Source organism: Niastella sp. OAS944 (assembly GCA_024809215.1).
Classification (GTDB): domain Bacteria; phylum Bacteroidota; class Bacteroidia; order Chitinophagales; family Chitinophagaceae; genus Niastella.
Window position 1 is genome coordinate 421,932 of sequence record JANUBW010000004.1, and the last position, 13,511, is coordinate 435,442.

8 protein-coding genes are annotated in these 13,511 nt (G+C 43.2%); all 8 read right to left on the reverse strand.

What is annotated here, in order from left to right:
- Nucleotides 1-24: 24 nt before the first annotated feature.
- Nucleotides 25-396: a hypothetical protein gene (locus tag GGD38_RS19990; RefSeq protein ID WP_375302162.1), complete on the reverse strand. Its 372-nt coding sequence runs from the start codon at nucleotides 394-396 to the stop codon at nucleotides 25-27.
- A gap of 710 nt (nucleotides 397-1,106) precedes the next feature.
- Nucleotides 1,107-2,876 (reverse strand): RagB/SusD family nutrient uptake outer membrane protein, encoded by a 1,770-nt coding sequence (locus GGD38_RS19995; RefSeq protein WP_375302163.1) that lies wholly within the window; start codon nucleotides 2,874-2,876, stop codon nucleotides 1,107-1,109.
- Nucleotides 2,877-2,913: 37 nt separating this feature from the next.
- Nucleotides 2,914-5,961, reverse strand: coding sequence for a SusC/RagA family TonB-linked outer membrane protein (locus GGD38_RS20000; protein ID WP_375302164.1), 3,048 nt, complete (start codon nucleotides 5,959-5,961; stop codon nucleotides 2,914-2,916).
- Between the two features lie 399 nt (nucleotides 5,962-6,360).
- Nucleotides 6,361-9,108, reverse strand: a complete 2,748-nt coding sequence (locus GGD38_RS20005; RefSeq protein WP_375302165.1) for a hypothetical protein — start codon at nucleotides 9,106-9,108, stop codon at nucleotides 6,361-6,363.
- A gap of 85 nt (nucleotides 9,109-9,193) precedes the next feature.
- Entirely contained in the window at nucleotides 9,194-10,243 is a 1,050-nt protein-coding gene (locus GGD38_RS20010; RefSeq protein ID WP_375302166.1) for a Gfo/Idh/MocA family protein, read from the reverse strand.
- A 52-nt stretch (nucleotides 10,244-10,295) separates the two neighbouring features.
- Entirely contained in the window at nucleotides 10,296-11,333 is a 1,038-nt protein-coding gene (locus GGD38_RS20015; protein ID WP_375302167.1) for an L-rhamnose/proton symporter RhaT, read from the reverse strand.
- A 118-nt stretch (nucleotides 11,334-11,451) separates the two neighbouring features.
- Complete coding sequence (locus GGD38_RS20020; protein WP_375302168.1) at nucleotides 11,452-12,297, reverse strand: amidohydrolase family protein; 846 nt, start codon at nucleotides 12,295-12,297, stop codon at nucleotides 11,452-11,454.
- Nucleotides 12,298-12,338: 41 nt separating this feature from the next.
- On the reverse strand, nucleotides 12,339-13,511 hold the full coding sequence (locus GGD38_RS20025) for a CaiB/BaiF CoA transferase family protein (RefSeq protein WP_375302169.1): 1,173 nt from the start codon (nucleotides 13,509-13,511) through the stop codon (nucleotides 12,339-12,341).

Sequence of the window (13,511 nt, forward strand, 5' to 3'; positions counted from 1 at the left end):
CTTCCTTTACCTGGCCTCCGAAACCTACTGAAACGCTTTTTTGAAATCCATTTGAGGAATATTGCACTTGGCCAACCGCGAATGATCTTTAACAATTCCATTACCTCCTACCTTTTCAAAACCGCCGCCTGCATACTTGAACTGCTCATCGAAGAAGATCCAGTTTATATACGCCCATGGTACGTCAACGTTATCTGTTCGCGTTCTGAAGTTCTCCAGGTCACCTAACAAGGTGGGGATTGAGATACCCGCATTTGTGATCCCCTTTCCTATCATTGACGGATTGCCTGAAAATGCATCCAGTATACTGCTTACAGGAACCGGGAATTTTTCACTATAACTACCGCCATTATTAAACCAGTACGAGACGTTATTATTGATTTTAATATTCGACACATCAATTCTATCTCTTTGCTATCTTTTCATCATACCATTTATGCCATTGACTCAATTCCGACTTTGTAAAAAATAAGTATCCATGAAATGTTCCATCCGCAAGAACTTTTACATTTGAGTGCTCCACTAAAAAGGCTATTGAAGAACTACAGCAGGGTACCGTATTGCTAGTATATCTTTTAGCTGCAGAGTCCAAAATATTTAAATGATACTTAAACAATCTAGCACTTCTTCTATTTATTTTATTGTTCTTTTGCGAAAAGGCTGCAAAAGAATGAAACAATAGAAATAGCATAATCATATTAGAATATAAAAAACTCATAAATTATATTATTTTTTTAGAGGTGTTACTTTGACGCCGCCTGGCGGCACATAAAGCACTATATAAAACAGATATAGTAATATTTATTAACACCCAGTTTCACTAAAACAAATTGGACTACTCCTATACTTAAAAAAGAGAAAGGCTTCCCTTGTTGTTTTCAAATACCCAAATTCATTTCGTCACGGTACCCGTAAAACGAAAAATCCCCCCGAAATATCGGGAGGACCTTTTTCTTCCATGACTTAAAGGTTACTAGATCGAAAACTCTTTTATGTGTTGAACGGGTTGTTTCGTTTTTTCATCCTGGCCCGGAAGCGGTTAAGCTCCCGGGTTACGGATTACACATTTTCAAGGGATAAGTAACTATTTAAAAAGCGATCTTCTACTAATTATATCCTTCAGTTTGTTTGAACTCAGCTGAGTTCAGCAATGCGTCCATTTCTGCCTGCGGAACAGGGCGCAAACGGTGGTATTTTGTAACAACTGTAATATCCGGATTGTACGTCTTAATATAGTTAGCAAAATCCTCGCCACGGAAAACACGCTTCAGATCATAAAAGCGCAGCTGCTCGCCACAAAATTCACGGGCTCTTTCATCGAGGATGAAATCCATGTTAACCTTGCTGGCATCGATCAGGAAGTCTGTAGCTCCCGGCTTCTTAGCCCTATCTCTTATTACATTGATATAAGTCGCTGCGCTGGCATTATCACCCAGTTTGTGGAAAGCTTCCGCTGCGATAAAATACATTTCCGCAAAACGGATCGCAAATACATCGTTCCATCCGCCAGATGTAGTTGCTAACGGACGTGTGTTGTCCAGGAACTTTTTCATGAAAACAAAAAATTTCCTTTTGAGCGGATCGGAATTGAGCTTGGCCGGCGTACCTGGAACAGGGTTATCATAGGTATCATTACGATCAAATGTTACATATGGGATTTTTCTCTTATCCTCACTACTGCCTATCACTCCCTTGGTGATGTGCATAGCTAAACTAAGCGTATCGACCGTTTTACCATTAACATCTGCCCAGTTCTTGAGAAAGGCTGATGTATCAGTCGCCTTCCACGGATAACTCTTTACGTTCGCGAACCATTTTTCCTGGAACGTAGCGTCATACCTTGCATCTTTGGTTTCATCGAACAGATCGAGCAGGTGCCAGGTAGGCATTGCCTTCTGATCGCCATCATGACCATATTTTATATCCATAGTGAGGCCAGGATAGCCATTGTATTTTGTAGCAAACCATTTATACATACGGTTACCATTGGTGGAGTTATAGCTCCAGGTCACATTGGTCACCGAATAAGTAACAGAGAACAAGCTCTCTTTATTGAGCTTATTATTGTTGGGATTCCAAAGATCAGCAGGCGTTTTATATAGTTCGCAACCATAGGCTATATAATTATTGATCACATCCAATGCTGCATCCTTTGCTTTTGTGTACCAGGCTGCGGCATCACCGCCGGTTGAATAGGAAGCCCGGGTTAAATATACCCTGGCCAGCAAACCAGCAGCCGACTTTTTAGAAGCGCGCCCGTATTCCGACTTGGCGGCATCAGCACCCCAGTCTTTCGGTAAATTTTCCTTTGCAAACAACAGGTCACTGATCATAAGGTCATAAAACGCCTCCGGGTTGCTACGCTCAGCCGTATACTTAGGTTCAGTAGTAGGCTCGGTACGCAACATAACGCCGCCCCATTGTTCAACCAAATGATAATAATAAAGCGCCCGCATAAAATGCAACTCAGCCAGGCGTATTGCCTTCTCTTTTTGATCTATGAACCCCGCTTTATCAACATTTGCAATACCTGTGTTACACATATTTATACCATTCCATAAATTTCTCCATGTTTCTGAAAGGGTACCGTGTGAGGGCACTAATCCCGCATACGTGTAATACGGATTAGGTACATTTCCCCCGTTGCCTATCCACAGATCAGTTCCAACCTCTCCTAACGATAAACCAGGTTCAGTGCCATATAATGTATGAATATCCCTGTAAGCGCCGTTCACCAGGGTTGTAAAACCTTCGGGGGTAGCCCATATAGCGTCACCAGTTGTATTGGAGGGGTTAAATTCATCGAGTTTATTACAGGAGGTGCCAAGGATTGCAGCCACCGCCACTGCATATGATAATTTGGTTATTTTTTTCATTGTACTAATCATTGATCATTTTAGAATAAAGAATTAATTAGAAATCCACATTTGCGCCAAATACAAACTGGCGGGTTAAAGGCGTTGTTTCACCACCGCCTCTTTCAGGATCATAATCCTTTAAGAAATGACTCTTTGCTTTTGTCCAGATATTATTACCGGTTGCATACAGGCGGATCTTTTCAGAAAACACTTTTCTGGTGATCGATGCAGGCAGTGTATACGCCAGAGTTACTGTTTTTAATTTTATAAACGATCCATCAATAAAACTCAAAGAGTTGTAACCGGTATAACCAGGATAAGCAGAAACGTTTGCTACACCCGCACGTGGACGGGGGAAATCATTGGTTGGGTTTTCAGGTGTCCAGTAATTGAATGATGCGATACCGTTACCTGTTCCATTTACATTATAACGTGACCCCAAGAATTCGGCATTGATGGTTTGACCAAAACGGGCTATCACATAAATACCCAACTCAAATCCTTTATAGGTGAAGGTGTTTTGCAAACCGGCAAACCATTTTGGAACCTGTGCACCCAGGTATTGACGGTCGTTCGTTTGATCGATAGATGAATCACCATTCAAATCAGCCACCCTGATGTCACCGGGCACATATGTATAGCCACCTACCTTGTAACGACTGGCTAATGCTTTGTCATCATTTTGCCAGATACCCAGTTTTTCATAGCTGTAAATGGCACTGATGGGCTTACCGATTATCAATGCATTGGTTTCGTCTTTAATAATGTTCTTACCATCTGTGAGCTTGGTGAGTTTTTCTCTTGCAACTGTATACGTTAATGTGCTGGTCCATTTGAAGTCACGTTGGCTAACATTCACTGATGATAAAGAAAGTTCAATACCCTTATTTTCAGATTCACCTATGTTCTCCCATGTATATGAAAAACCGGTAGACTGAGGCTGCGGGCGTAAATACAGAATATCGGTGGTTGTTGATTTATACGCATCTATGCTACCAAAAATGCGGCTTTTAAACAAAGCAAAATCAAGACCTAAGTTAACCGTTCCGGTTTTTTCCCAACCCAGCGCTTTATTTGGTAAAAGACCATATTGAGCGCTAGTTGGCAAATAAAATGATGAGGGCGTTACCACATTACCTATTGTAGTACCTTGAAAAAGCACAAGGCTTTGCGTACCATATGGCTGTACCGAGGCATTACCTGCCACACCATAGGTAGCTCTCAGCTTCAGGTTATTTACAAACCAGAAATCACGCATAAAATCTTCCTGGTGAATGTTCCAGCCTAAACCGGCAGATGGGAAGTAATCCCATTTATTACCGTCTGCCAACCGCGACACACCATCTGCACGGAGTGAAGCCGTTAACAGGTATTTGCCTTTAAATGTATAGTTAAGGCGACCAGCCCAAGAAGTAGTGGTAGTTCTGGTAAGATTTGACCCTGTAATACGGCTACTTGTTTCCGATACACCAAGATTATAAAACTCATACGAAGACAATGGTGATCTTCTACCAGTCAAAGATGAAGTTTCATCATCAGAACGGGTGATACTGGAAATAGCCTGAACAGTTATATTATGTTCGGCAATTTTTTTATTGTACGTAATAACATTATCCCAGTTATAAAAACGGTTCAAACCATTGTCTATCTGGGCAATGTTTCCATTTGGTTTGGTAAATTGATCAAGCGTGAGCGAATCTTTAAACTGACCTCTTCTGCTCCACCCGAGCGTGGCGCCAAAACTTGACTTGAATGTTAAACCAGTGATAGGTGCATATTCAATATAAGCGTTGGTAGTAACGTTGCCTGCTATCCTATTATCTTTAAAAGCACCCGGACGCTCATCTGTTAACGGGTTTATTTTAGTATTAGCTTTTGCTAAAGGAAACAGGTTAATTAAACCAGCATCGGTATACACATCTCCCAACGGCGTCATACCGTTTACCTGTGACATAGGGTCTTTACGGTTATTTGTATTGGTCCAGGTTAACTGCGTATATAAACCGGCTTTAAAAGAATTACTGATGCGCTGGTCAAAGTTCAAACGGGTATTGTAACGGGTGAAATCGTTTCCACGTAAAATACCTTCTTCTTTATAATAGCCACCAGATAAAAATACTTTGGTTTTATCGCCGCCAGACTGAATAGAAATTGAATGGCTTTGCTGTTTACCAGTCCTGTTGATCTGGTCATACCAGTCAATCCATTTATCTGCCTTGTATGCATCAATTTCAGCAGCATCGTACAGCACGTCATCACTGGCAGGTAATAGTTCCTTATTTGCTGCGCGATAGGCTTCACGTCTGAAGTTTGTATAGTCTTCGCCCATACGTAATTTGGGATATTGAGGAATACCATTCACGCCATAAAAACCGGTATACGAAACTTTAGGACGGTCTTTACCCCTTTTAGTGGTAACGAGGATTACGCCATTGGCACCCATCCATCCATAAATGGCGGTTGCAGAAGCGTCTTTCAATACTTCTACCGACTCAATATCGTTGGGGTTCAGGTCAGAAAGGTTTCCACCCTGAAAACCATCGATAACTACCAATGGAGCACTGTTAGCACCTGTCATACCGTTGGTAGTACCACTTAAGGTTCTGTTACCACGGAGCTGGATAGTTATACCGGCGCCGGCGTTACCGCCAGTACGGTTGATATCCAAACCAGGAATTCTACCCTGTAATGCTTCACCAGCATTAAAGGTAGGCGTTGCAGTTACCTGACCGGGTTTTATAGAATAAACCGAACCGGTAAGGTCTCTTCTTTTAGTAGTACCATAACCTACTACTACCACCTGGTCGAGGTCGGCATTGTCGTAAGTCATAGCAACATTAATTTCAGTTTCGCTTCCAACTTTTACTTCTTTTTGTAAGAAGCCAACGAAAGTGAATACAAGAACTGAATTTTCTGAGGCAACAGGAATACGGAAAGTTCCTGCTACATCGGCGGTAACACTTACTCGAGTGCCCCACACATTTACGTTAACCCCGGGTAACGGATTTCCCGACGGGTCTTTGATCTTCCCTGTAACAACTCTTTCCTGCGCAATCAGGCTGGTGCAGAAAAGTAGCAAAAAAAACGCCATCAGGCATTTCAAGGACGACGGTTTTCCAATCATACAACAGTTGTTTAAGATTTATGTTTTAACAATTGAGAGGAGCTAATTATAACCAAGGACCTACGTACAAGCCTACGCGTAAAGAGTTGGGGAGGACTTTGGTTTTCCGGATATTGCATAATAGATCACAAGAAACGGCCATAGGCCTGGTGAAACAATGTCTTTTCTTCCTAAAAAGATGGAACATATTACTATTTTATACGGAGTTACCCATATAACTATAATAATAAGTACATCCCATTGATATATACTTGCGATATGCGCATAGCCATATCATTATGGCAAGCCATATCGGTTTTTTACAATATGTAGAAACGATTATTTAATACAATAATGCATCTCTTTGTACGTTGGCAGCAATCGTTGTAGTTGTTATGGTTACTTTTCAAATAACCAATCCAACGCACCGGCGTTTTCTGTAACGCCAAGCCCCGCATCTACGGTGGGGAGTGGATCATTATCACTTATAAAGCCTAATAATAAGCAGGAACCCTTTCCTAAAGTAAGTGTATGTGTCCCGGCTTGAAACGAAAATGAATGTATGTTTATTGCAGGGAATCCTTCTATTGCTATCGCATTTGCCACTTTTGTTTCGGCCTGCTTAAAGTCATCGGCGCTTGCGTCGATCTCTAAAGTAGGCTCTGGTAAATACGCACTGTTCTTTTCTGCAAAATAACCCACCAGGAATTTTACCGGTTTTGTTGTTGTAAACGTCAATGAAGTTCCTTCTACCATTTGACGGCTCTGACTGTATTGCACACCCTGCAAGCCTGTCAATAATGCCGGCAGGTCATTGATCACCACAGTAACATCGGGCCACACCTGTGCATTCTTTTGTACCACATATGTTTTGATGTTCTCTGTTAATATTTGAACCGGCGCCGGCTTCAATGGCTTTAAACTAGCAATGCCATGGCCTGCACCCTGCTTCTTCAATACTTCAATATGCTTTTTAAAATTGTCTAACTCACGTTGATAGAACGGTAGTAATTCAACCCAGGTCTTGTTCGTTGCATTTTTTCCATTTACCGGTATCTTTCTTTGCTGCGTTTGCATACTGTTAGCATACAGGTACGTAGTATCGGTACGCGCCGCAAGGTCGGAAAAATACCTGACACTTTTTTCTAATAATGGAACTGCCTGTTCCAAATCGGCCACATTATTTGAATATTTGAATTTCAACACCTGTATAGCCGCTCTTGCCTTCCAGGCATAGAACTGCGCCATCGACTGATAACAATACATATCATTCTTCAGGCGGTTGAATTCTTCGCGATTGGCGGTTACATAAGGCGCCGCCTTTTCAATAGACGCTACCGCATTTGACCCATGCACTATTATTTCATCGGCTACCTGTGTTGGCGTTTCGCCCACGTGCGGAATTTTGTTCGCTTCTTTATCGGCATACTCGATGATCATTTCACCGAGCGGACTTTCACTATTATATAATAAGGTAAACAAACCAAAACGCTTGGGGTCAATTAACTGGGTCATCAACATACCCAAAGTCATAGTTTGGCGGTTACCATCGGTAATACCGTAACGTCTTAATATCTTGGGCGAAATTTCACCGGAGTGCTCATACGCATCTACAATGTTCTTTGCCTGCGCTGGTGTACAACCAAACTTGGAGGCCAGGCTGCCCGACCAGAAATCAATTTCCTGGTTACGATCGCGATTGCTTTTCCAGGCGTAACGCGCCCATGTTCTATACCAGATCCAGTCGCGCTCAATTTCCAGTAAACGGGGTGTACTTTTATCGGCTGTATATGGCCAATCCCAGTAAGAAGCCTGGGGATACAGGTGCAGTCCATTCGCTTCCATGATAGAGTGCATAGACTGCACGCATTTTTGTATAAAGTCGGGTGAACCGTAACGGAAAGGTTCGAGGTTAGCCAGGATGTGAATATTCTCTATTTGTACAGTTCCAATACGGCTTAAGCTGCGATGCAGTTCGGCCCAGGGCCCGCGTGGTTCATAAGTAGTAAGCGCTTCCCCATTGAACTTTGCTTCGGTATATAAATTCTTATAAATAGGCAACGCTTCCTTCATTACACGGGGAGCATCGGTATCGTGTGCACGCAATACGATCGGCGGCTCATCTTTCTTACCCAGGATCTTCAACCCATCCTGCACACCGGGGATAATGGTCTTAACAAACCAATCCACATCATCCTGCCCTACCCCTTCCATGGCTTCACCCAATGCCACCATCAATCCTACGTTTGGATATTTGGCCACAAAAGCGGCTATTGATTTACGCGTGTAATCGGCAATCAATGGAATGATTGGCCGGTTACGGTCCTGCGTTTTCATATTATGCTTTTCGGCAAATGGCTTCGATACAATGATATTATAGAACATTTGTATTACCCAAATACCGCGGCGGTCAGCTTCGGCAGTGAGGAAGGCAAATAACTCTTCATTCTTTTTAAAGGTAGCATCATCAACTTCTACTGCATATGGATACTCTGTTGTACGCACCAGCGATGCAAAGGGGTGGCCGTTCCACAAATACAATGAGTTCAGACGGTTGGCTACCAGTGAATCGAGGTACTGTACCCAAAGATTCTTATCATATAACCAGGGAAATGTTTCAGGTGTATAAGGATATTCATAAACCGTTCTGCCAGGTAAGTAGTAAGGCTTTTGTACACCTATACAGGTTCCGCGCAAAACCATTTCGGGTTTGTCGGTCAATGATAAACTGGCGGGAAGTATTTTGTTATTCGCTACCTGTTCGGCCAGTTCCATACAACCATACAAGGTACCTGAGGCATCGGTACCGGCTATAATTATTGCCTTGGCATTTCCCTTTATTGAAAAGCCTTCCTTACCCGTTGTATCGGGTGTGAGGCGTAAGCTGGCTACTGCTTTTTTCAGAAGCGCATCGTTAAAGTTACCGGCCACAATGGTAGTGCCGGTAGCAGATGGCTTCAGATCGGCTGAAACCACCACCTTATAACCTGCAGTGCGCAAAGCATTGGTAAGCTTTTCGGTGCCGTACTTTATCCTGGGTGAATTATTTGCGGTAACAATCGTAACATTTTTTTCCACGGGTTTGTCAGATGCCCAACTTGTGTTCAGGGTTAAAACACTTATAACCAGTACTAGGAAGCCTTTCATCAGATATTTGTGATTTATGAAATTTTTCGGTTTAGTATTCTTATATGTGCTTATTGGTCTGTATTTCCATCAGCATATTAGCACATTAGCATATTATCTCATTAAGCTTTACACCCCCCTTCTCACTCGATCTATACGCCGCTTCTACGCAAGCCATTGTATAAATGCAATCTTCCACTGAGTTATCGGGTTTGGATATATTACCGGCAACAGTTTGCATCACCTGCTCCATACTACCTATAAAGGCATGTGGGAACCAGCTTCCTTCTATTGCCAGTGTTTTCCATTCGCCGGGTTCATTACCGGTAAAGGTTATATATTCAAACTGGTCTGCTACCCCATGCGGGTAATTCATTAGCAGTCCCAGATTTATTTTTATAGCGCCCTGTGTTCCCTCGAATTTTATATACGAGTGTTGGTGCTGCATACCAAATTTGTGGCAGTGATTGGTTATTATATTCGCCCGCACCATTTCGCCATAATCCATAATGATATTACTGCGAACAGATGCCAGCTGGCTCATTTCGGGGTGTTTTACCGTTTTGGCGTATATGCCAACGGGGTTACCCAGGAACGACCTTACCAAATCGATATAATGTATACTGTGATATAATATTTCTACACGTGGTGACTCATAAAGGAACGTCCATAAATGCCAGGGAGTGAAAACGTTCACGTTTATTTCAATATCGCATAACTGGCCCAGTGCGCCTTGTTGTATTAATTTTCTGGCTGCTTGTATAAACGGCGCATAGCGCAGTTGAAAGTTGATGGCTGCTACCAGTTGTTTATCGCGGGCAAATTGGAGAATGGCCTTTGCTTCCTGGTAATCATTGCCCATTGGTTTTTGTATAAGTACGGCCGAACCGGCGGGCAATTGTTCGAGCACTTTCATGACGGCTGAACCGGGCACTGCCACATCATATATCAACGGCGACAGGTTCAATCGCACAATATCTTCCATAGTGTCGAACACCAGGGGTATATCAAATTTTTCAGCAATGGCGTTGGCTTTTTCTTTATCAACATCGTATATGCCAGCAATATCGAAACCGGCCAATTGATAGGCCGGCAAATGGGCATCGTTTACAATACCACCTGCGCCAATGATCACTATGGGTGCCTTATATGACAATGGTTCTTTCACTTGTAATATGAAATGGTGACAAAACTACAATAAACAAAAACTACAAACTGCCTAAGTAATTTCCATATGTTAAGGCAAGCACCGCTATTACCAGTATAACCAGGGCCAGCACAAGCGTAGCAATCGTTTTTTGGCGGCATTTCACCCATTCTTTCAGCAACAAACCAGCCACCGAGCTGAACAGTACAAGCATGATCATGTGTATAGCCCAACTGCTATATTGGTATTTTCCCATACGCACATGCCCCAGGCCATAAAAGAAGAATTGTGAATACCACAATATTCCGGTAAGACTGGCCATAACAAAATTAACCAGCAAGCGACTGCCAGGTTGTTTTTGCCGGTACTCGCCAAACGTTTTTTCTTTCCGGTGCAGGTATATACAATATATAAGGGTTGATACAAATGCTCCTGTATTTGAAAAAATGTAAATAATGTTGATCCTGAAATTACCGGCGCCATATTTCTCAGCCACTGCCGCTATGGGTTCTCCCTGATCGATAGAAAAGCCATACACAGCCGATAGTACACCTGCCAAAAAGCAAAGGGGTAATCCTTTTGCCAGGGAAAACGTGTTTCCCATGGTTTGGCTTATTTTAAGATCATGTTCTTTAAACCTTCCGGCCACTCCACAACAACCGATGCCCATGGCGCCTATTATAATTCCGGCCATGATCCAGCTGGCGCCATTCTGACTAAACAATGCTGCCAGTTCACCATGTACCAACGGCGGCAATAAAGTTCCCAACACACAGGAAATACCTACTGCAATGGCATACGTGAGTGAAACACCTATATACCTGATGGCCATTCCAAATGCCGTTCCGCCTATTCCATAAGCTGCTCCGTAAACAAATGACTTTACCATGGCATCGGTTGGCGCTTCGTGCAGCACCTTTCCAATTTCGGGGATGGTTAGCCATGCAATTACCAGGGGGAGTAACAACCAACAAACTGCTGCCTGGGCAAGCCAATACGTTTGCCATGACCAATGCGCTACTTTTTTCTGCGGGGTATAACACATGGCTGCACAAGAGGCTCCTACTGAATGATATATGACTCCGGTTATTACTTCCATTGGTTAAAGCAACTCGTTATTATTGTTATTTGGACAATAAAACGGCAAAAAGCCGTTACTATTTCACCGCACAACGATCAATTATTATATATTAATGCTTCTTTAATCGAAAATTAACTTACAGATTATAAAAACTTACCGCATTGTTGTATACTACTTTTTGCACTGCTGCATCGGGTAATAAATTCGATAATACTTTTAAATACTGCTGCCAGGTTTGCTGGTAGCCGCCGGCCAGTAAAGCTACCGGCCAATCGCCGCCGCAAACACAGCGGTTCTCACCAAAATGCTCCAGCACAAATTCAATATATGGTTGAATATCTTCGGCGGTCCAGGCCTCCCCCTTTTTTGCACAGGTGCCCAAACCTGATATTTTAACATACACGTTCTTATGCGCTGCTGCTGCTTTCATAAGCTCACCCCATTCGCCAAAACGCTCGCCGCTTGCAATGGGTGGCTGGTTCATGTGATCGAGCATAAGCCGTAACTCAGGCACTTTATGCGCTACTTCCAACGCCGTTATCAAATGCTGCGGCGTTACGCCTACCACATCGTATGGCACATCATATGCTGCCAATACAGAAAGGCTTTGCGTTACGGTGGGCTGTAACAGCCATTGCGGATCCGGTTCATCGTGGATCTGATGGCGAACTCCTTTGAAATAAGGATTGCCCAGGTATTCTTTAAGAGCGGTTGCAGTGAAGGAAGGATCTTTTAACGGCATCCAGCCAACAACTCCTTTTATCCAGTCGGTTGCATTGGCAACCTGCAACATCCAATTGGTATCTTCAAAATTACCGGCGGCCTGCACCAGCACCCCACCGGTTATAGCGGTGTTCTTTTGCTCAGCCTCCAGCTCTTCTATTTTATAACTACGGTTAAGAATCGATGTATCATTCTGTAACCAATCGTACTCAGCTTTTTCTAAATTCCATACGTGAACATGTGTATCAATGACTTCCATAGCAATCGGTTTAGTATCGGCTAATGAATTAAGTTGCAAAGCTACATTTCATAGTTCGATATCGGATGTTTGGTTAATCCAAACTGTTCATCTATTTGTACATTATGTTCACCCAGCAGCGGCGCCCCAATGTTTGACGTAAATATTTCGCCATCGATTCTTATTGGGCACCTTGTGGTTGTTATTAACAAACCATTGCTGGTCCTTACTTTCAATTCCATATTCAGCGTCTGGTAACCATTTTCCTGTATAAGGGTTTCATAATCGAGCACCTTTGCACACCAGATGTCTGCCGGCTCCAACACCGATAACCAGGCATCGGTATTGCGGCCGGTTAAATGGTTGGCCAGAATTGTTTTTATTTCATCGCGCTTCACAAACCATTCGGCCGTATTGGTAAACTGTTGCAACGGATCGCACTCAAGCAGGGTTGCCAACTGGGTAATGTTACCCATAGCCAGCGCCAGATAACCATCTGCAGTTTTATAAATACCATATGGGGCTGAAAGATACGCATGGCCATTGTTTATTTCACTACGCACCGGCAATTCGCGGCCATCGTTATAAAAACAGGTGAGCACTTCAAATTGAAAATCGAGGATCGATTCAAGCATGCTTACCTGAACCAAACTGCCTTCATTAGTGATGGTCCTTTGAAACAACGCAGCCAAAATACCCTGCGCAATATGTGTACCGGCCAGAATATCTACCACGGCCACACCCATTGGGGTTGGGTTATCGCTGCGGTTGCTGCTTAACCAGGTTAATCCTGATACTGCCTGCAACAACAGGTCCTGACCAGGCAGGTCTTTCCATGGGCCTTCGTTGCTATAACCACTTACCTCGGCATAAACGATCTGTGGGTTTATAGCTTTTACAGTTTCGTAATCGAGACCCAGCCTTTCCATTACACCGGGGCGAAAGTTGTGCATCAACACATCGGCCCTGGCTATGATCTGTTTTACTTTTTCCAGATCTTCTTCTTTTTTCAGGTCGGCCGCATAGCTTTGCTTATTGCGGTTGATGGCATGAAAAATGGTTGACTCTCCTTCTATCATCACATTTGAAACATACAGCTGACGGCAGATATCGCCTACACCTGTGCGTTCGATCTTGATCACCTGCGCGCCCATATCGGCCAGGCGTAAACCCGCCGAGGGGCCAGATAAAAACTGGCTGAAATCAACAACGATAATATCTTGTAATGGCTTCAT